Below are 17,980 nucleotides of genomic sequence, written 5' to 3'. Positions count from 1 at the left end.
TCTTTTGTCTTTTTTTAAGTATAAAAATTAAAAAATGTATCTAGCATTGCTAAAATACTTTGCTAAAGCCTATATTTTTAATAAACTAGAAAAGGTTAAACTTTATATAAGCATAAGCAATGCGTCCACTTGTTCATTTTTGTATACTAAAGCGCAAGTTGGATTTGTTTCATTGCTAAAATGAGTATAATACAGTGATAAAGAGACTTATATTAGGAGGGAATATGGTTGGGTCAAATTAAAAGTATCCTATATTCAATTATAGAACCTTTAACAAAGCCGGAAACGTATCAAGCTTTACTATCTAATCTGATTATGATTATTGTATACGTTGTCGCGGCATGGATTATTTTGCGCTTTGTGAATAAAGCGATTGCGCAGTTCTTTAAAATTCAAAATAAAGGCAAAAGTGGGAATAAAAAGCGTTCGAAAACTTTGATATCATTAGTTCAAAATGTAGTATCTTATGTGGTATGGTTTATAGTACTGACGACCATTTTAAGTAAATTCGGTATAAGCGTAGGTGGCATTATTGCCAGTGCGGGTGTCGTTGGTCTTGCAGTAGGTTTTGGTGCTCAAACTGTTGTTAAAGATATTATTACAGGTTTCTTCATTATTTTCGAAAATCAGTTTGATGTTGGGGATTATGTTAAAATTAGTAATAGTGGTTCTCCCGTGGCAGAAGGCACAGTGAAATCGATTGGTTTAAGATCAATGCGCATTAATACCATTACAGGTGAATTAACAACGCTACCGAATGGGAGTGTTGGGGAAATTACCAATTATTCAGTTATAAATGGTGAGGCAATTGTTGAAATTCCAGTATCTATTTCAGAAGACATTGATCATGTGGAAGAAGTACTGACGACATATTTTGAATCTATTAGATCTAAATATTACTTATTTATCTCGACACCAGAAGTAGTAGGTGTTAATTCGATTACAAATAACGAAATCGTATTGAGTGTGTCTGCAGAGACAATTCCAGGCGAAGGTGCGTCAGGTGGGCGTATTTTAAGAAAAGAAATCTTGAAATTATTTAAACTTAAAGAAATTAAAACACCACAGCCAACGATGGTACAGTACGATGCGAACCAGCAAAAATAATGATTAAGACGGTCGGAGGTGTTACAGAATGACATCCAATTACGGTTTAAATGATATTGTAGAAATGAAAAAACAACACGCATGTGGCACGAATCGTTTTAAAATCATTCGTGTAGGTGCTGACATCCGAATAAAATGTGAAAATTGTCAAAGAAGTATCATGATTCCAAGACAAACTTTTAATAAAAAAATTAAAAAAATACTAGTATCCCAACAAGATACTGATAATAAGGAGAATGAATAATGGCTTTAACAGCAGGTATTGTTGGATTGCCCAACGTAGGTAAATCGACACTTTTCAATGCAATTACAAAAGCAGGTGCTTTAGCAGCAAACTATCCGTTCGCTACGATAGATCCGAACGTAGGGATTGTCGAAGTGCCAGATAGCAGATTAGATGTTTTAACGAAGATGGTACAACCTAAAAAGACAATTCCAACAACATTTGAATTTACGGATATTGCAGGTATTGTTAAAGGCGCTTCAAAAGGTGAAGGGCTAGGTAACAAATTCCTATCTCACATTCGTGAAGTAGATGCGATTTGCCAAGTCGTTCGTGCATTTGACGATGATAATGTAACGCATGTTTCAGGTCGTGTAGATCCAATTGATGACATTGAAGTCATTAACATGGAATTGGTGTTAGCTGATTTAGAATCTGTTGACAAACGTTTACCAAAAGTGGAAAAAATGGCTCGCCAAAAAGATAAAGGTGCGGTTAATGAAACACGTATTTTATCAAGAATTAAAGAAGCTTTAGAAGAAGGCAATCCAGTAAGAAGTCTGGAATTCACAGAAGAAGATCAAAAATTCATCGACCAAGCGCAGTTGTTAACATCTAAAAAAATGCTTTATATTGCTAACGTCGGTGAAGATGAAATCGGCGATGACGATAATGAAAAAGTAAAACTGATTCGTGAATATGCAGCAAAAGAAGATTCAGAAGTGATTGTCATTAGCGCAAAAATTGAAGAAGAGATTGCTGTCTTAGAAGATGAAGATCGCGAAATGTTCTTAGAGGACTTAGGCATTGAAGAGCCAGGTTTAGATCGTTTAATCCGTACAACTTATGACTTGCTAGGTTTGGCAACATACTTTACAGCCGGTGTACAAGAAGTGCGCGCTTGGACGTTTATTAAAGGCATGACAGCACCACAATGTGCGGGTATCATTCATACAGACTTTGAGCGAGGTTTTATTCGTGCCGAAGTAACGAGCTATGACGATTACGTGGCATTCGATGGTGAGAATGGCGCTAAAGAAGCAGGAAAACAACGCCTAGAAGGTAAAGAATATATTATGAAAGACGGAGACGTTGTACACTTTAGATTTAATGTATAAGATACAAAGCAACCCCTCATTACAACGAGTAATGAGGGGTTTTTTCTAATCTATATATTAATGTTAGTGACATGCGGTGTGCTTCAATTTGAGATGTTAAAAATAGAAGTACAGCGTTGATAAAGAAAATGCACTTTTAAAATAACATCAAGGTTAAAATTTTTACGAAGTGAACCAAGATGTTTCAACACCAGGTCCTACATAATTTGCATCAACATCTTGATTTAATTCAGGAGATGCATAGCTATCTGTATATTGCCAGAGGACGTGTTCACGTGTAGGTTGACCTGGATTATAATTTGCCAACCAGTAACCATCATATTGACCTACAGAATTAGAAGCATTTTCTACCATGAAATTTTCATAAGAATAAAATAATACTTTTTTATCGCCAGCTAATCTTTTCATTTCATCATACCAAGCGTCTGTGCTTTCTTCAGGCGTACCAGAAGTTACAGTATTTTCTTCAAAATCGTTGATATAGAAACTCGCTTTTGGAGCACGATTGTAAAGTGTCTGCGCCTCGTATCTTGCGTCGTCAGGATTTTCATACATACTATAGGAATATACACCAAAGTCTAAACCGTTTTTATCTAATAAAGCAGAATTGTGCTCTAATGCAGCATCCACTTTTTCTGAGCCATATTGAGCTCTTATAATAATGAAATCATAATTCTCTTTTAAGTCTTTGACTTCTTGTGTCGTTAACTCACCTTGCCATTCAGAAATATCCAACACACGTTCACCAGATTGCGTTGTTCCAGATTCGGCTTGCATGGATTTAGAGCCACTTTCTTGTTTTTGTTGAGACGCTTTATCTGGATGCTTTTCTAAATATTGTTGATAGCCATAACCCATTGTACCTTTTTGGTTAGAAGGGTTATCGGAGGCGTAAGTTGTATTGATAATGACTGTTGATGCAAAAAATATACTTCCTGCAAGTAAGCCTTTTTTGAATTTTGAAAACATAAGCATCCCCTTTATCTATGTAGATTATTGAAATTTATTTTGAAAAATAGTAAATATGACATCAAAAAATAATATAGATGATATGCTATTAGAATTAAATATACTTTTCAACCTTACCTTAAAAGATATTTAAATTTTATTGATATTAATTAGTATTTGAATAATGATTTAATTTGAAAATATAATCGTAGAAGATGTCATGTTTATTTAACTTGAATGCTTTGGTAGATATCATGAATGATTAAATTTCATAATGTTTCATATGAAACAACTATGAAATTTAACGTGCTATAACGTGTTAAACCCATTGTAAAATGTAAAGGCATGTGCTATAATTCTTGATTGTGAGTAATGAAAATTATTCCTTGCTTATCACATTTGATGATGAGCCGCATAGACCACAAGGAGGTGCAATTATACAATGAGAACATATGAAGTTATGTACATCATTCGTCCGAATATCGAAGAAGATGCTAAAAAAGCAGTCGTTGAACGTTTCAACGGAATTTTAGCTTCTCACGGTTCAGAAGTTTTAGAAGCTAAAGACTGGGGCAAACGCCGTTTAGCTTATGAAATTAACGATTTCAGTGAAGGTTACTACAATATCGTACGTATCCAAACAGCTGATAACGAAGCTACTGACGAATTCCAACGTTTAGCTAAAATTTCTGACGATGTAATCCGTTATATCGTAATTCGTGAAGACGAAGATAAAACTAGAAAATAATAGATGGGGGTCGCTTAAATGATAAATAGAGTTGTTTTAGTCGGTCGTTTAACTAAAGATCCAGAATATAGAACAACACCCTCAGGCGTGAGTGTTGCGACTTTTACTCTAGCAGTAAATCGTACGTTTACAAATGCGCAAGGGGAACGCGAAGCGGATTTCATTAACTGTGTCGTTTTTAGAAAACAAGCAGAGAATGTTAACAACTACTTATTTAAAGGTAGTTTAGCTGGCGTTGACGGTCGCATTCAATCACGTAGCTATGAAAACCAAGAAGGTCGTCGTATATTTGTGACTGAAGTGGTTTGTGATAGTGTTCAATTCCTTGAACCTAAAAATCAAAACCAACGTCATGGTCAAGAAGGAAATAACAATAATTTCCAAAACTTTGGCGGACAACAATCAGGACAAAATACGTCATCTTATCAAAGTAATAACAACAATAACTCATCAAACAATAATCAATCTGATAACCCATTTGCAAATGCAAACGGACCAATTGATATTAGTGATGATGACTTACCATTCTAATTATATAGAACATATAAAAATGAAAATTTCTTAAAAGGAGGCAGTTACCATGGCAGGTGGACCAAGAAGAGGCGGACGTCGTCGTAAAAAAGTTTGTTATTTCACAGCAAACGGAATTACACACATCGACTATAAAGATACAGAATTATTAAAACGTTTTATCTCAGAACGTGGTAAAATTTTACCACGTCGTGTAACAGGTACTTCAGCTAAATATCAACGTATGTTGACATTAGCTATTAAACGTTCTCGTCATATGGCATTATTACCATATGTTAAAGAAGAACAATAATAGATATTGTATCTGAAAACCCCGTAGGCATATACCTACGGGGTTATTTTTGTGTGTTTGGAATTGGAAAAGGTATGAAAAATATGATTGCAAAGAATTTAAATGAAAACAATTTTTAACTATTAATCTTCTTCTTTCTCTAACCCAATAATAACCATTATGACTACTGAAATTAGCATGAATGGTACAAAAATAGGAGTTACTAAAAATCCACCAATCATGATTAGATAAAACTTATCAATTTTGTAACTACCAACCTTCATGTGATTTCTCCAATCTAATTATTTTGTCTTTTGTAGTTTATATATGCATTAATTGTAAGTGTTAACATAGAAGTGAAAATGATTAAACTAAATATAGAGAGCGATATAGCGATTGTACTATCTTTAATGAATATATTATAAATCGATAGAACAATGAAGAATAAATGTAATAAAACGGTAATTGGGAATGTAGTTGTCATCAATTTAGAATTCGGCATAGTACTTTTATGTTTCATGATATCTCTCCAATCTAAGTTATATTATTTTTTCTTATAGTCATCTATAGTAACGCCATCATTTTCAATTTTCTTTCTGTTTGCTCTGATTAATAAAGCGGCATTAATTGTAATTGAAATGGCTAGTATAATTGAAACTGGTAAGCTTAAAACATTAAAATGATTTACTATTATTAGAATGATCATTAATACAATATTAAGCGTGTGATGGGCAATCATTGCTTTATTCATTTTAAACCCTCCTTAAATTTTACCCCTTTGTCTTATCTTTACTTTTAGACAATTTACTCAATAGCTTTGCTGTTTTTCGTTCGAAAATGCTAACAATGCTCACAATGATATCTATTATTTTAATAAGTAATCCGATGAGTATATCCACTTTAAAACTCCTTTTTATGTATGTCATTTTAATTTAACTAAAATAACTTATATAAATTGCAGAAATCACCATAAGAATAGCGGATACTGCATGAACTAACAAAAGAACATAGAATGATTTCTTAGTCATTGGTTCGAAATTGTTACGTTTAACTCTTCTGTTATTTTCCCATCGGAATATAAACGCCCAAAAAAAGCGTAGATAGGTACAAACATGATACCTAAGACAATAGCGACTGGTAAACTCATAGCAAAGCTCCTTTTTTGTAAGCGTAGCTAAAAACTATTTGTTGTGAACGAGATGAAAAGTAATACTTTTTATCTATATAGCAATATCTCAAAGAATATAATTATGTTTTTAAAATCTATTATGTAAATATGATTATATTGTGGATAATATGGTATTTATATAGTAAGGGAGCGTGCTATATGGATATCATTGGAAAAATAATAACCTTTATTATGAGCGTCATATCTAATTTAATCGGTAGCAGATCATTGATTGAGGATATTAAAAAAGCTTTTGTAGAAAATTTCAAAAAAGATAAATAGTATAAATATGACCCATTAACTCTAAGTGTTGATGGGTGTTTTTATACACAATACATGTTCAATAGAATTTATGTTAACATATAATTAAGTTGTGAGCTATGTTTTTAAGGGGGAGATAGTATGACTAAAGATAATGAACAGGAACGATATAAAACATTAGCATCTATTGCCAATACAGCAGGGATAGTAGCTTTAGTCTTAACATTAGGTTCATTAGTACTAGCTATCATATTTGATTGGCAGTTCTTAGACTATATCGTTAAATTTTCTGGCGTACTCATTGTACTGAGCTTGATAATAGATTCAGTACCACATATCGAAGAAAAAAATATTAAGAAAATCATATATAACATTCTTTTTATCATAGTACTGGTATACATCATTTTTAGATAATTTTTTAATTCAATAATGGATGGGTTAATTTGAATAATAAATTCAAGCAAAGGGGATTTCACATGAGAATTATTAGAAAAATATTTGCGATGATTACATCAATCATATAAAAACCAAGCAGGATTGATAACCTCATTTTATTATTACTGTTGCATTTCTAGTTTTTTTAATGGCTTATGAGGAACTTTATCTTTAGAGATTTCATTGTATGATTTCGCTTCTCCTAAGAATAAAGAGACCTTTAAATAAGCTCCTTTTTTTAGTTTTTTCATTCCGTTAAAAGTAACTGTATGACCTACTCCATCTTTATCGAAACCATCGGTCATATAAGTATATGCTCCGACTTGATTTTTACCATTTTTCTTAAGTGGATCACTTACTTGTACATAATAGTCAGTTTCTCTAATCAAAGGATTGAATTGAGCAGCCTCTCGTATATTAGTGTTATTATAATTGCGTTCAGCATAAATTTTCCAAGCAAATAAAGCAAGGAAGATGAATGCAATGATAACAATGACTGTAGTGATCATAATGATGAATTTTTTAGAACGGGTCATAATAGGAACTCCTATGAAATTTATTTTTGATATATTTATTTGGATGCTTAGTAATTATTTTGATAAAAGCTTGATACCTCGAATTAAATTAAAGATAAATAGCATAACGACGATAACTGCAAAAAGTAAACCTAGCGCGATAGAGGTATAGGAAATCGTCATGGGGTTATCAAAGGGTTTCTCATAGACTTCTTTAGAAAATATAAAGTCGATACTACTTAAAAAATAAAAAATTGCCACACCTATATGGTTTAATAGTGCCTTTTTGATATGTGTGGTTACTGGTTTTTGAGTGAATATCCAAACAATTATAGGAAATAAGATTGGCGCAAAAAATACACTAAAATAATTTAATGATGAAAGTACGTTTTGATTGTTATCATGATCTAAGATATTTCACCTCCGATAAAACAAGTAAAACACAAAAAAATAATGTAATAAACAATACATTACTCAAGTGACAACATTGTAAGTAATATATAAATTTTATGTAAATTTATTAAAGATTATACATAGTTGTATATCTTTAGTTGTTGCCATAAACTATAATTATAAATCGATACGCTTCAGTTTTTATGATTAGGAGATGTTACATGCGCAATTTAATAAAAGTGGAAAATGCCTTTGTTTTAATTCTAGTCATTAGTTTATATTTTATGTTTGATTTTTCTTTTTGGCTCTTTTTAATATTTTTATTAGCGCCAGATTTAACTGCCATTGGCTATGTATTTAATAAACGGATAGGTAGTATGGTCTATAATATTGGACATACGTATGTGTTGCCAAGTTTAGTAACGACATTATATTTATTGTTAAAAGAACCCATATTACTCCAAATTGCGCTTATTTGGTTCGCGCATATAAGTATGGATCGAACACTCGGTTATGGGCTAAAGTACGCTTCAGATTTTAAAATAACGACCATACAAAAACTTTGAAAATTCGTTTTCAATAATAAAAGATGGAGGCATGAGACATATGTTGGACAAGCAATTATTAAAAACACAAATTGAAAATTTATAACAAGATATCCTGATTAATTTGGATACTGAAAAAATAGATCATTATTTTGCAGTTGAGTATATCCAAGAAACAGATCATGATACGTTAAATTTAACGGAATTTAAGTTGCATCTTCAAAAATTAAAAGAAGTGGTAAAGACTTTAACAATAGAGCAATTTAAAGATATGTTGATAGACGAACAACAACAAACTATATTTTTAAGATATGATGTTAGGGTAGAGAAAAAAGATAGTTCGAAAGGCAATATTGAAGTCTATGCGATATTTAAATTTAATGAGTCTGGTAAAGTCACTTCATGTCGTGAGTTGACTAAAGCATATCACCATGATGTACAAGGCTTAGCCAATATATAAATTTTGCATTATTGTATTTACTGATTAAAGGGGTGGGAATGATGTATATTCCTAAATATTATGAAATGAAAGATTATGAGGAAATTAAACGTTTTATCAATGCGTATAATTTTGCGACAGTCGTTTCGATTGATGGGGAGCAACCTGTTGCCACGCATGTGCCAGTGAATATTTATGAGGATGATAAGCAGCTGTATGTTTCTGGACATCTGGCAAAAGGTAATCAGCAATGGCGAACATTGAATAACAATAAGTCAATCTTAGTCATTTTCCAAGGACCACATGGGTATGTCTCATCTACATGGTATGAAAATGAAGATGTCCCAACTTGGGATTATCAAAGTGTTCATATTTATGGAGAAGGACAGTTATTAACGCATGAAGCGCTTGAGGCAGATTTAGCAAAACTATTAGATCAATACGAGGCACATCGAGAAGATGGTGCAACTTGGAATAATTTGTTGGATAATACCAAACAGCAAATCAAGGGTATTGTTGGTTTCAAAATTAAAGTGAATGACATACAAGGTGCATATAAATTAAGTCAGAATAAATCTGAAAAAGATTACACAACGATTGTGGAACATTTAGCTGAAAGTGATGACGAATCTGAGCAACAACTGGCAGATGTTATAAAAGACCATAGACAATCTTAAGAGAAAGATGATCTAATGCTAAGTGAATTCTAGAATTTCGTTTCTGATTGTTATGAAAGGGGTATTTTAATACAAAGACTACGCGCAGACTAACCTTTATACGATGAAATTCATTATGCTTTTAAGTTAATAAGTTCATGAATGCTTAATTATAAACACTTGCGTTTGAATTTATATTGATCATATTAGGGGTGATGAACATGGCTACGTTTGTATTAATCTTCCACTTGATTTGTTTAGTGCTTGTAATAGTAGCAGGTATTGTGGCATTAAAAGAATTTAGGAAACCGCCTAAAAGTCGTAATCAAAAAAGAATTGATGCATTGCTCATATTTGTATTAGTCATTGCATTAATCGCAATATTATCTAGTGTGTTCACTGATATATAATGAAGCCACCATCTTTGAAGATGGTGGTTTTTAATTTTCAAAATAAATTTATAGTGAAATCACCAAAAATAATAAGTAGTATAAAATAATAAAATTTTTTGTGAATGTTTGAATAATATTATAAACTAAAAATATAGGTGTTTGAATATACAGTGGCACTTCTAATATGGCTATGGTCAAAACAAAGGAGATATTTTATGAAATATAGGTTGAGTTTGTCAGTAGTATTGGCAACGAGTTTAATTTTAAGTACAACAGTCGCACAAGCGCAAGAAGGCAATCATAAGCAAACAACAGAAAAAAATGAAAAAGAGAATACAAGTAAGCCGATTAATTTTGAAAAAGCTCAAAAGATGAGCCCACAAGCGCTGAAGGACCAATTAACACCAGAAGATTTAAAATTACATAATAAAGTAGCAGAACATAATACTGTTGAAGCACGTACGTTTGCGAATAGAGCATACCAAGACGTCAATACATATATTGCAAATAATAATATAAAGCCAGCCCAAATCGTCCAAGATGCTAGAATGAATAATTTACCTAAATATAATTATAAGTCTGGAAAATTTATAGGCGTAGTTATTCATGAAACGGCCAATCCAAGCAGTACGATTGATGGTGAAGTGAACTACATGTACAACAATTACAATAGTGCGTTCGTGCATGCCTATGCAAGCAGTGATAAAATTATTCAAACTGCGCCGAGTAACTATTTAGCATGGGGTGCTGGTGCAAATGCCAATCCGTATTTTTATCAAATTGAATTAACACGATCTAATACGTTTGATGATTTTGCTAAATCTGTTAATAATCAGGCATACTTAGCTGCAAAAATGTTAAAAGAAAATGGTTTAACACCGTCACTTGCTGATAATAATCAGGGAACAGGCACAATTATTAGTCACAATGCCATCAGCCAATATTGGGGCGGCACAGATCACTCTGATCCAGTTGGTTATTTTAGTCAATGGGGATACAATATGAATCAGTTTTACAGTTTAGTTCAAAAACATTATAAAGTACTCTCGGGTGGGAACAATGACGCTATTACAGGTGCGACTTATAAAGTGGTTAAAGGCGATACATTGTATAGTATTTCTAAAAGAAGCGGTGTAACGATTGATAATATTAAAAAATGGAATAACTTGAAGAGTAATTCCTTATCAGTTGGTCAGACATTAAAGTTGAAAGCACCAAGTAATAATGGCGACATATCCGGCGATACTCATACAGTTGTCACTGGTGACACGTTATATAATATTTCAAAAAGAAGTGGCGTCAGTGTAGATAATATTAAAAAGTGGAATAATCTTAAATCTGATAGCATTAGTAAAGGGCAAACACTGTATTTAGTTAAAACATATACCGTGAAAAAAGGCGATACATTATACAGTATTGCTAAAAATCAAAAGACTACTGTAGATAAAATTAAAGCAGATAATAAATTGAATTCCAATAGTATTAAAGTCGGTCAAATACTGAAAATGAAATAGATTAATAAAGACACTTCATTTAATTGTTAATTACAATAGTGAAGTGTCTCTTTTAATTTATATAAAGATCTTAAAGCGTATGTCTAAATAGCATAAATGCAACAGTATGATATTTATCATTTGAAAATAAACCGTATTTTTCATAAAAATGTCTTGTTTTATCAGTGTTATCCGTTAAAAGAACGACTTGCATCACATTTTGATATTTATTCAAAGTAGTAATTGAAAGAAGGAACGTTTGATATCAAACCGTTTCTGAAAATATAAAATGTGTTTTTGTATGGCCATATTTTTGCAAAATATCTATAAACGTTTCTACATCTTGCATGGTTTTAAATCTTGCTTTAAATAAAAAGCAGCTATCTCCTGATATACGATAACAAAATGCGACGTGGCTCTGTTCTGCAATAAAGGTTTTGAAATCTTTATATAAATTGTTTTTAATAACGATTTCAATGATGATATCTATATCATAGCCTAAAGCACTGTAATCAATATCAATGGTATAGTTCTTTATAATTCCTGAATCTTTTAATTTATTAATGCGTTCTCGAACAGCGGGGATAGAAAGATTGGTAATTTCACTAATATCGCTGAATGATCTACTACTATCTTCATTTAAACTTTGTAAGATTTTTCTATTTGTTAAGTCCATTTATAAAAACTCCTTAAATAATAAAGCATTTAACTATTTTTACTTAAAAAATAGCATTTCAATATAGTTAATAATGCCATAAAATGATGGATAATCAAGGAGTGATTATAATGGCATTAATTCAATTATCGGAAAATGGTACTACACCTTTTCAAAAGTTGCTTGGATATAACAAAGATATCATGTTAAGTTGGAGTAACTTAAGTGAATCTCTAGAAACAGATAACCAACTGTCTAGCGATTTAAAAGAAGAAATAAGAAGCATGCTTGCTCAAAATCACGGATGTGCGTATTGTAAAGCAAAAGGGCAACCATCGGGAAAATTTACAGATGAAAAATCTATGATATGTATTGGTTTTGTTGATGTTTATATGAAATTAGCAACGGAGATTCCAGAGTATATTTTACAGACATTAAACGACCATTTGACTGAAGCAGAAATGAGTGAACTTATTGCTTTTATAACGTTTACAACATGTCAGCAATATTTCGGAGCAATAATGAAATTAGAGGTATAAATTAGAACAAGCACATGTCCAATTGAATTGGATATGTGCTTGTTTATAACTGTACATTGTCTTTTGCATAATGGAATAATTGTTTCTTTTCACTAATAAATAATTGCACAAAAGTGAGGATGCCAATTTTACCAATAAGCATCGTTACAATAATAATGATTTTAGTTACAGTACCATAGTCAGTTGTGAAATTCATGCTTAAACCTACAGTGCCGAACGCTGAAATAACTTCAAATAATACGGTCGTATAGGATGTATGTGGATTTAGCACACTCACAATAAACGATATACTTAATACAAAGATAGTTGCTAAAAGCGTGATGGTAACAGCAATTTTAAGTGTACGTTCAGGTATAGATTTTTTAAATATAGCTGGATGGCTCTCGTTTCTTAATGTACTTTTTATAAATAATAGCGTCAGAACTAAGCTGGTTACTTTGATACCACCAGCAGAACTGATGGGTGCACCACCGATAAACATAAATAACATCATCATCATTGATGTAGGTGTGGAAATTTGTCCGATATCAACGGTATTAAATCCAGCAGTACGTGTTGTGACGGATTGAAAAAATGAAGCTCCAATTTTTTCAATCAAAGATAAATGATTTAATGTGGATGGATATTCTAAAATGAAAAACGAAATGCTACCGACGATGATTAATATGAAAGTTGTACTCAAAACGATTTTGGAATGTAATTTAAGTTTAGTTAATTTTTGTGTTGTTACTAAATCAAGAAATACAAGTGGACCTATGCCACCCATAATAATTAATAAGGGCACGGTTATAGTGATAATAGGGTCGTTAACCGCACTGATTAGGTTATCTTTGAAAAGTGCAAAACCAGCATTATTAAAAGCAGACACAGAAGTGAATATACTTAAAAACACCCCTTGTCCTAAGCCATACTTTGGAATAAAGGATAACGCAATACATAACGCACCTACAAGTTTAGTTACCAAACTATACAAAACAAATTGTAAGATTAAGCAGATTATGCCCCCAGGCGTATCAATGTTCCACATTGCCATGACGAGGTAGCGACTTTTATTACTAATTCGCTTATTGATTAATATAAAGGTTAAAAGTGTCACAGTGACTATCCCTAATCCACCGATTTGTATGAGTGACATGATAATCGTATCGCCCAACCAATTGAATTGGGTAGAGACATCTATAGTAGCTAACCCAGTTACCGTAAATGCACTAGCAGCTATAAAAAAGGCGTCCACAAAATCAATAGGATGTTTACCTGTGATTGGCAAATATAATAGTAACGCGCCAATCAGCGTTGTTGTAATAAAAAGTAATAGGTAAAAGTATAAAGGCTTAGTTAATTGTTTCATGATTCATTTCCTTTACTGTTTTAATCAATTGTATTTTATACCTATACTTTAAAAAAGCAAGTAAATTTTTTAGAAAACTTTTTGAATTTAAAAAACCAGAATCTTCATATAGTTTTAACGATTCTGGTTAAGTTGCCTATTAATTTTTATTTGTTTGTTCCTTAATACCTTTTGTTACAGCTTCAGCAAAATCGTATATTGATTGTTTATAATCATTGGGATTTTCACGTGTTTTTCTATCGAGACGCCCATGATCAAAAAAAGATTTACGATACTGAGTTGAGATTTCTAATTGAACGCCCGAGCCCGTATCATTCTTATTGATGATATTTTTACTGGAATCTCCATTAACATAGTTGGGGCTCTTTTCAACATTAAATCCTTCTTTTTCGAGTTCTTTAGTAATTGATTTGGCCATAGCTTTATCTTTACCACCGATATAGACAACTTTCTTCTGTTCTTGTATACCGTGTATAGAAATCGATTCATTTGATTGATTCGTTAATTTAATTAGTTTGGGATCATCAAAACGGGTTGAGGTAATATGCAATTTTTGATTATTCGATTTCATTAAACCTTCAAAACTATATAAATTATAATCACCTTTTTTAGAAATAAGTTTAGCTAATTCTGAAGTGCCAGGCTCAATGCCTCCTCCATGAATCGCTGTAACGAGTATATCTTTGTTATTTGTTGTTTTGGCATTTGTTTGCCAATCACGATGTTCTTTAGTATCTGATTTAAGTTCAGTGAAATTTTTATAATGATCTTGATTTTGTGGTTGGTCATTTTTCCAAACATATAAAAAATAAAGTGTAGCCAGAATAATTCCCACAATAATCAACATAATTAAATAATATAAATAAGAATGGAATGCGTTTTTCATAATACTCCCTTGTTAAGCATGAGCCTAAGACAGAAATAGATGTCACAGGCTCTTTTTCATTTAGGCAGTAGATGACTGAATTGAAAATGTAAAGTTTCACTGATTAATTCATTAAGTTAGTGAGACTTATGCATGAGCTTTAGCTCAGGTAAACATTTCAATCCTAGTCATCCTTGCCGGGGTGGGACTACGAAATCTCTATTAGAAAATTTGATTTCTGTCCCACTCCCAGAAATCAAACATTAATCGTGTCATATATTTATTACAATCTTGTTACTTTGGTAATAAAGTGATGAATGATAGACAGTTAGCCCATTATCAATATCAATGACAAATAAAATAGAACGGCTCAAACTATGTTGGAATCTAAACTTCTTTTACTGCAAAATAGTTGTTTTCTTCATCAGCAAAATTAAAAACGCGTCCCATAGTTAATGTCATAATATCGCCAACAGTTACTTGGCTATCTTTTAGACGATTAAATAGTTCATCGAATTGTGTAGTAGCAAAAATCAAAGAGGGTGTATCAGTGCTAACGCCCATATCCATTTCATCTACTTTAGCTTTGTCTTGTAGAACAATGGCAGTTTGCGCATCGTCATAGGGTGCCAATTTAACCACACGCATTTGCAATTCTTCAGTATCTTCTACTACTTTGAAATCTAAATTTTTAGTCCAAAAAGTAATTGCTTTATCATGATTATAAACATAAATCATTACCTCATCTAATCTTTGAATCATTATATCGCCTCCATAATTTTGTATTACTTAACTTTAAGTATATAAAATAAAACAAGTAATACAAAATAATTAACTGTTCAAACTATGTGAAGTCAAATCGTCATAAAATATCATGCTAAGTGCAAATCATGTCAAACATATGTAAAATTCATATTATATTATACAAATAGGAAGGACGTGGCTGGGATGGATATCATAACAAAAATGCAAGTTGATGTACCAAGAGAAACTGTTTTTGAAGCATTTGTAGATCCAGAGAAAATTGGAGGATTCTGGTTCTCTTCTAGTTCTGAAAGATGGGAACAAGGTAAGACCATTACACTCCGTTATGAAGAATATGATGCTGAGTTAAATATCAACATTGAGCGGGTGGAGGATAACCAGTTAATAGCGTTTACTTGGGGTGCACATCCTATAACCATTCAATTTGAAGAGAGTGAAGCGGGCACTGTTGTAACAACAACTGAAAAAGACTTCGACACGCAAGATGTGAAGCAATTATTAGGTCAAAAAGAAGGCTGGGTTTATATGCTCAGTTGTTTGAAAGTCTACTTAGAGCATGGCGTTACCATTAGAGCAGCCATTTTATAGTGAAAGTGATTGAGCGAGAAATAGAAATCTAAATTAATTAGATGCAATCTCGCTCTTTGTTTTTATAAAAGTTAAAAAAGAGGGAATACAAAAATATAAGCAAAATACTTTTCAAAGTAAACGCTATGTGTTTTAATGTAATTATAAAAGTTACAATTAAAAGGTGATGTTCATGAATTTAGAGTTTAATATTGCTGTGCATCTTCTGACGTTTTTAGTGAAACATCCGGATGAACGGTATAGTAGTAGTGAATTAGCAGAACGAATTTGTGTTAATCCTGTACAGTTAAGAAGAGTCACAAGAAAATTGAATGATCAACAGTACTTGGATGCAAGCCGTGGTAAATACGGTGGCTATCAAGCGAATGATCAAACAATGAAGGTGAATCTCGCTGAATTATTTGTTGCATTTAGTGAAGAAAGATCGGATGGACGATTGTTTACAGGTGATGAAGGTAGTGACTGTGAAATTTCCAGGGAAATAGGTCATACAATGTCTAATTTTCATAAAAGAGAGCAAGCCTTACTAATTGATTATTATAAAAGTGTAACTATCCATGACGTATTAAATGAAGTATTAAAGGAGTATTCTCATGAAACAGTATGATTTAGTGATTATAGGATTTGGTAAAGGTGGTAAAACACTAGCGAAATTTGCTTCAGCACAAGGTAAAAAAGTAGCTGTCGTTGAAAAATCTCAAGAGATGTATGGTGGTACTTGTATTAATATCGGTTGTATTCCTTCTAAAACACTTGTACATGAAGGCTTAGGCCATGGTTCGTTTGACCAAGCATTTTCAAGAAAAACAGATGTTGTCAATGCATTAAATAGCAAGAACTATCATAATTTAGCAGATGAAGACAATATTGATGTATTAGATTACACAGCTAAATTTAAATCGAATCGCGAAGTCAATTTATTAAATGATCAAGGTGATGTGGTAGAAACATTATCTGCAGAGCATGTAGTCATTAATACAGGTGCAAAATCAGTTATTCCACCGATTAATGGTGTAGAAAGTTCAAAAAATTTATATGATTCTACAGGTATTATGAATCTAGATTTCCAACCTAAAAAATTAGTTATTGTTGGTGGTGGCTATATTGCATTAGAATTTGCATCTATGTTTGCCAATTTTGGTACACAAGTCACTGTCCTAGAACGTGGCGATGATATCATGCCGAGAGAAGACGAAGATATCGTTAAAGAAGTTAAAAAAGACTTAGCAGATAAACAAGTCGATATCGTCTTAAACGCGAATACAGAAAGATTTGAAGATGTTGAAGCAGGTACACTTGTTCATACGACAGATGGCACATACGAAGCGGATGCTGTACTATTAGCTACTGGTCGTAAACCCAATACAGATTTAAATCTTGAAAATACAGATATTGAATTGGGTGAACATGGTGAAATTAAAGTAAATGAACACCTCCAAACAACTGCAGCAAACGTTTATGCATTAGGCGACGTTAAAGGTGGTATGCAGTTCACATATATTTCATTAGATGACTTTAGAATCGTGAAAGATCAATTATTTGGAAATGGTGAACGTTCTACTGAAAATCGTGGCGCGGTGCCTTATACTGTATTTATCGATCCACCATTAGCACGTGTTGGTTTAACTAGTAAAGAAGCAAAAGCACAGGGATATCATATTATGGAAAATACGGTTCCAGTTAATACAATCCCTAGACATAAAGTAAACAACGACCCAAGAGGCTTATTTAAAGCAGTCGTTGATAAAGACAGCGAAACCATCTTAGGTGTGACGTTATATGGTAAAGAATCTGAAGAAATTATCAATTTAGTGAAATTAGCCATTGATCAAAAATTATCATATAAAGTATTGAATACAAATATTTATACACATCCAACGATGGTAGAGTCATTTAATGATTTATTTAATATGTAAATAAATCTAAATTTCACATTCGATATAAGTATGCAAAAGCTCGGGTCTCATAATAGACCCG

27 protein-coding genes are annotated in these 17,980 nt (G+C 32.2%); 16 read left to right on the top strand and 11 right to left on the bottom strand.

The annotated features are described in order from the left end of the window. The first annotated feature begins 228 nt into the window (after nucleotides 1-228). From SSP_RS11945 to ychF, 3 genes are read left to right on the top strand one after another with little or no spacing between them, the layout of a single operon-like run. Nucleotides 229-1,107 (top strand): mechanosensitive ion channel family protein, encoded by an 879-nt coding sequence (locus tag SSP_RS11945; protein ID WP_011303969.1) that lies wholly within the window; start codon nucleotides 229-231, stop codon nucleotides 1,105-1,107. Between the two features lie 28 nt (nucleotides 1,108-1,135). Further along, nucleotides 1,136-1,351, top strand: a complete 216-nt coding sequence (locus SSP_RS11940; RefSeq protein WP_002484311.1) for a DUF951 domain-containing protein — start codon at nucleotides 1,136-1,138, stop codon at nucleotides 1,349-1,351. After that, nucleotides 1,351-2,448, top strand: coding sequence for a redox-regulated ATPase YchF (gene ychF / locus SSP_RS11935; RefSeq protein WP_011303968.1), 1,098 nt, complete (start codon nucleotides 1,351-1,353; stop codon nucleotides 2,446-2,448). The genes SSP_RS11940 and ychF overlap by 1 nt, the downstream gene beginning before the upstream one ends. Before the next feature lie 162 nt (nucleotides 2,449-2,610). Here the strand turns inward: ychF and SSP_RS11925 are convergent, their stop codons facing one another. Further along, entirely contained in the window at nucleotides 2,611-3,417 is an 807-nt protein-coding gene (locus SSP_RS11925) for a GH25 family lysozyme (protein ID WP_011303967.1), read from the bottom strand. A 421-nt stretch (nucleotides 3,418-3,838) separates the two neighbouring features. Here SSP_RS11925 and rpsF point away from each other — a divergent pair, with 421 nt between their 5' ends. The 3 genes from rpsF to rpsR are packed head-to-tail and all read left to right on the top strand — an operon-like array spanning nucleotide 3,839 to nucleotide 4,967. Beyond that, on the top strand, nucleotides 3,839-4,144 hold the full coding sequence (rpsF, locus tag SSP_RS11920; protein WP_011303966.1) for a 30S ribosomal protein S6: 306 nt from the start codon (nucleotides 3,839-3,841) through the stop codon (nucleotides 4,142-4,144). An 18-nt stretch (nucleotides 4,145-4,162) separates the two neighbouring features. Beyond that, the gene (gene ssb / locus SSP_RS11915; protein ID WP_002484307.1) at nucleotides 4,163-4,675 is read left to right on the top strand and encodes a single-stranded DNA-binding protein; all 513 of its coding nucleotides are present in this window, start codon (nucleotides 4,163-4,165) and stop codon (nucleotides 4,673-4,675) included. Between the two features lie 49 nt (nucleotides 4,676-4,724). Then, on the top strand, nucleotides 4,725-4,967 hold the full coding sequence (rpsR, locus tag SSP_RS11910; RefSeq protein ID WP_002484306.1) for a 30S ribosomal protein S18: 243 nt from the start codon (nucleotides 4,725-4,727) through the stop codon (nucleotides 4,965-4,967). 122 nt (nucleotides 4,968-5,089) lie between these two features. Here rpsR and SSP_RS13115 read toward each other — a convergent pair whose 3' ends face one another. From SSP_RS13115 to SSP_RS13300, 4 genes are all read right to left on the bottom strand, one after another. Next, a complete protein-coding gene (locus SSP_RS13115) occupies nucleotides 5,090-5,230 on the bottom strand; it encodes a hypothetical protein (protein ID WP_011303965.1) in 141 nt (46 codons plus the stop codon). Nucleotides 5,231-5,244: 14 nt separating this feature from the next. Then, nucleotides 5,245-5,466 carry a hypothetical protein gene (locus SSP_RS11905; protein ID WP_011303964.1) on the bottom strand — a complete coding sequence of 74 codons (222 nt, stop codon included), beginning with the start codon at nucleotides 5,464-5,466 and terminating at the stop codon, nucleotides 5,245-5,247. Between the two features lie 24 nt (nucleotides 5,467-5,490). After that, a complete protein-coding gene (locus tag SSP_RS11900) occupies nucleotides 5,491-5,697 on the bottom strand; it encodes a hypothetical protein (protein WP_011303963.1) in 207 nt (68 codons plus the stop codon). Nucleotides 5,698-5,970: 273 nt separating this feature from the next. Beyond that, on the bottom strand, nucleotides 5,971-6,093 hold the full coding sequence (locus tag SSP_RS13300; RefSeq protein WP_011303961.1) for a hypothetical protein: 123 nt from the start codon (nucleotides 6,091-6,093) through the stop codon (nucleotides 5,971-5,973). A 423-nt stretch (nucleotides 6,094-6,516) separates the two neighbouring features. Here SSP_RS13300 and SSP_RS11890 point away from each other — a divergent pair, with 423 nt between their 5' ends. Beyond that, nucleotides 6,517-6,789, top strand: a complete 273-nt coding sequence (locus SSP_RS11890) for a hypothetical protein (protein WP_011303959.1) — start codon at nucleotides 6,517-6,519, stop codon at nucleotides 6,787-6,789. 143 nt (nucleotides 6,790-6,932) lie between these two features. On the opposite strand, the gene SSP_RS11885 is transcribed toward SSP_RS11890, so the two are convergent. Beyond that, nucleotides 6,933-7,346, bottom strand: a complete 414-nt coding sequence (locus SSP_RS11885) for a YxeA family protein (protein WP_011303958.1) — start codon at nucleotides 7,344-7,346, stop codon at nucleotides 6,933-6,935. 593 nt (nucleotides 7,347-7,939) lie between these two features. Here SSP_RS11885 and SSP_RS11880 point away from each other — a divergent pair. From SSP_RS11880 to SSP_RS11860, 5 genes are all read left to right on the top strand, one after another. After that, nucleotides 7,940-8,284: a DUF4260 domain-containing protein gene (locus SSP_RS11880; RefSeq protein WP_011303956.1), complete on the top strand. Its 345-nt coding sequence runs from the start codon at nucleotides 7,940-7,942 to the stop codon at nucleotides 8,282-8,284. A gap of 103 nt (nucleotides 8,285-8,387) precedes the next feature. Then, entirely contained in the window at nucleotides 8,388-8,723 is a 336-nt protein-coding gene (locus SSP_RS11875; protein WP_011303955.1) for a hypothetical protein, read from the top strand. A gap of 41 nt (nucleotides 8,724-8,764) precedes the next feature. Beyond that, nucleotides 8,765-9,379 carry an FMN-binding negative transcriptional regulator gene (locus tag SSP_RS11870; protein ID WP_011303954.1) on the top strand — a complete coding sequence of 205 codons (615 nt, stop codon included), beginning with the start codon at nucleotides 8,765-8,767 and terminating at the stop codon, nucleotides 9,377-9,379. 200 nt (nucleotides 9,380-9,579) lie between these two features. After that, complete coding sequence (locus SSP_RS11865; protein ID WP_011303953.1) at nucleotides 9,580-9,768, top strand: hypothetical protein; 189 nt, start codon at nucleotides 9,580-9,582, stop codon at nucleotides 9,766-9,768. Nucleotides 9,769-9,965: 197 nt separating this feature from the next. Then, entirely contained in the window at nucleotides 9,966-11,264 is a 1,299-nt protein-coding gene (locus SSP_RS11860; RefSeq protein ID WP_011303952.1) for a peptidoglycan recognition protein family protein, read from the top strand. A gap of 70 nt (nucleotides 11,265-11,334) precedes the next feature. Here the strand turns inward: SSP_RS11860 and SSP_RS13045 are convergent, their stop codons facing one another. Together SSP_RS13045 and SSP_RS11855 are read right to left on the bottom strand one after the other, a co-directional pair. Beyond that, the gene (locus SSP_RS13045; protein WP_011303951.1) at nucleotides 11,335-11,478 is read right to left on the bottom strand and encodes a hypothetical protein; all 144 of its coding nucleotides are present in this window, start codon (nucleotides 11,476-11,478) and stop codon (nucleotides 11,335-11,337) included. Between the two features lie 30 nt (nucleotides 11,479-11,508). Then, nucleotides 11,509-11,919, bottom strand: coding sequence for an Lrp/AsnC family transcriptional regulator (locus SSP_RS11855; RefSeq protein ID WP_011303950.1), 411 nt, complete (start codon nucleotides 11,917-11,919; stop codon nucleotides 11,509-11,511). Nucleotides 11,920-12,029: 110 nt separating this feature from the next. Between SSP_RS11855 and SSP_RS11850 the strand changes: the two genes are divergently transcribed. Beyond that, entirely contained in the window at nucleotides 12,030-12,437 is a 408-nt protein-coding gene (locus SSP_RS11850; RefSeq protein WP_011303949.1) for a hypothetical protein, read from the top strand. Between the two features lie 43 nt (nucleotides 12,438-12,480). On the opposite strand, the gene SSP_RS11845 is transcribed toward SSP_RS11850, so the two are convergent. From SSP_RS11845 to SSP_RS11835, 3 genes are all read right to left on the bottom strand, one after another. Beyond that, a complete protein-coding gene (locus SSP_RS11845; protein WP_011303948.1) occupies nucleotides 12,481-13,785 on the bottom strand; it encodes a TrkH family potassium uptake protein in 1,305 nt (434 codons plus the stop codon). Nucleotides 13,786-13,924: 139 nt separating this feature from the next. Beyond that, nucleotides 13,925-14,671, bottom strand: coding sequence for a poly-gamma-glutamate hydrolase family protein (locus tag SSP_RS11840; protein ID WP_011303947.1), 747 nt, complete (start codon nucleotides 14,669-14,671; stop codon nucleotides 13,925-13,927). A 366-nt stretch (nucleotides 14,672-15,037) separates the two neighbouring features. Next, a complete protein-coding gene (locus tag SSP_RS11835) occupies nucleotides 15,038-15,412 on the bottom strand; it encodes a VOC family protein (RefSeq protein ID WP_011303946.1) in 375 nt (124 codons plus the stop codon). Nucleotides 15,413-15,598: 186 nt separating this feature from the next. On the opposite strand from SSP_RS11835, the gene SSP_RS11830 reads away from it, so the two are divergent. The 3 genes from SSP_RS11830 (at nucleotide 15,599) to merA (ending at nucleotide 17,919) form a co-directional block, all read left to right on the top strand. Further along, entirely contained in the window at nucleotides 15,599-16,003 is a 405-nt protein-coding gene (locus SSP_RS11830) for an SRPBCC family protein (protein WP_011303945.1), read from the top strand. 172 nt (nucleotides 16,004-16,175) lie between these two features. Then, a complete protein-coding gene (hypR, locus tag SSP_RS11825) occupies nucleotides 16,176-16,610 on the top strand; it encodes a redox-sensitive transcriptional regulator HypR (RefSeq protein WP_011303944.1) in 435 nt (144 codons plus the stop codon). Then, nucleotides 16,597-17,919 (top strand): hypothiocyanous acid reductase MerA, encoded by a 1,323-nt coding sequence (merA, locus tag SSP_RS11820; protein ID WP_011303943.1) that lies wholly within the window; start codon nucleotides 16,597-16,599, stop codon nucleotides 17,917-17,919. The genes hypR and merA overlap by 14 nt, the downstream gene beginning before the upstream one ends. Nucleotides 17,920-17,980 lie beyond the last annotated feature (61 nt).

The organism is Staphylococcus saprophyticus subsp. saprophyticus ATCC 15305 = NCTC 7292 (genome assembly GCF_000010125.1).
Taxonomy (GTDB): Bacteria; Bacillota; Bacilli; order Staphylococcales; family Staphylococcaceae; genus Staphylococcus; species Staphylococcus saprophyticus.
Note: the sequence above shows the minus strand (reverse complement) of the source record. Positions and strands in the feature narration are given on the sequence as shown.

Bases quoted from the DNA above. Each gene is read 5' to 3' on its own strand.
- SSP_RS11840 (WP_011303947.1), bottom strand. From the start codon at position 14,671: ATGAAAAACGCATTCCATTCTTATTTATATTATTTAATTATGTTGATT.
- SSP_RS13115 (WP_011303965.1), bottom strand. From the start codon at position 5,230: ATGAAGGTTGGTAGTTACAAAATTGATAAGTTTTATCTAATCATGATT.
- SSP_RS11835 (WP_011303946.1), bottom strand. From the start codon at position 15,412: ATGATTCAAAGATTAGATGAGGTAATGATTTATGTTTATAATCATGAT.
- SSP_RS11885 (WP_011303958.1), bottom strand. From the start codon at position 7,346: ATGACCCGTTCTAAAAAATTCATCATTATGATCACTACAGTCATTGTT.
- SSP_RS11865 (WP_011303953.1), top strand. From the start codon at position 9,580: ATGGCTACGTTTGTATTAATCTTCCACTTGATTTGTTTAGTGCTTGTA.
- ychF (WP_011303968.1), top strand. From the start codon at position 1,351: ATGGCTTTAACAGCAGGTATTGTTGGATTGCCCAACGTAGGTAAATCG.
- SSP_RS11830 (WP_011303945.1), top strand. From the start codon at position 15,599: ATGGATATCATAACAAAAATGCAAGTTGATGTACCAAGAGAAACTGTT.
- SSP_RS11845 (WP_011303948.1), bottom strand. From the start codon at position 13,785: ATGAAACAATTAACTAAGCCTTTATACTTTTACCTATTACTTTTTATT.
- SSP_RS11905 (WP_011303964.1), bottom strand. From the start codon at position 5,466: ATGAAACATAAAAGTACTATGCCGAATTCTAAATTGATGACAACTACA.
- SSP_RS11860 (WP_011303952.1), top strand. From the start codon at position 9,966: ATGAAATATAGGTTGAGTTTGTCAGTAGTATTGGCAACGAGTTTAATT.
- ssb (WP_002484307.1), top strand. From the start codon at position 4,163: ATGATAAATAGAGTTGTTTTAGTCGGTCGTTTAACTAAAGATCCAGAA.
- SSP_RS11890 (WP_011303959.1), top strand. From the start codon at position 6,517: ATGACTAAAGATAATGAACAGGAACGATATAAAACATTAGCATCTATT.
- SSP_RS11855 (WP_011303950.1), bottom strand. From the start codon at position 11,919: ATGGACTTAACAAATAGAAAAATCTTACAAAGTTTAAATGAAGATAGT.
- rpsR (WP_002484306.1), top strand. From the start codon at position 4,725: ATGGCAGGTGGACCAAGAAGAGGCGGACGTCGTCGTAAAAAAGTTTGT.
- rpsF (WP_011303966.1), top strand. From the start codon at position 3,839: ATGAGAACATATGAAGTTATGTACATCATTCGTCCGAATATCGAAGAA.
- SSP_RS13300 (WP_011303961.1), bottom strand. From the start codon at position 6,093: ATGAGTTTACCAGTCGCTATTGTCTTAGGTATCATGTTTGTACCTATC.
- SSP_RS11870 (WP_011303954.1), top strand. From the start codon at position 8,765: ATGTATATTCCTAAATATTATGAAATGAAAGATTATGAGGAAATTAAA.
- SSP_RS11925 (WP_011303967.1), bottom strand. From the start codon at position 3,417: ATGTTTTCAAAATTCAAAAAAGGCTTACTTGCAGGAAGTATATTTTTT.
- hypR (WP_011303944.1), top strand. From the start codon at position 16,176: ATGAATTTAGAGTTTAATATTGCTGTGCATCTTCTGACGTTTTTAGTG.
- SSP_RS11880 (WP_011303956.1), top strand. From the start codon at position 7,940: ATGCGCAATTTAATAAAAGTGGAAAATGCCTTTGTTTTAATTCTAGTC.
- merA (WP_011303943.1), top strand. From the start codon at position 16,597: ATGAAACAGTATGATTTAGTGATTATAGGATTTGGTAAAGGTGGTAAA.
- SSP_RS11940 (WP_002484311.1), top strand. From the start codon at position 1,136: ATGACATCCAATTACGGTTTAAATGATATTGTAGAAATGAAAAAACAA.
- SSP_RS11900 (WP_011303963.1), bottom strand. From the start codon at position 5,697: ATGAATAAAGCAATGATTGCCCATCACACGCTTAATATTGTATTAATG.
- SSP_RS11850 (WP_011303949.1), top strand. From the start codon at position 12,030: ATGGCATTAATTCAATTATCGGAAAATGGTACTACACCTTTTCAAAAG.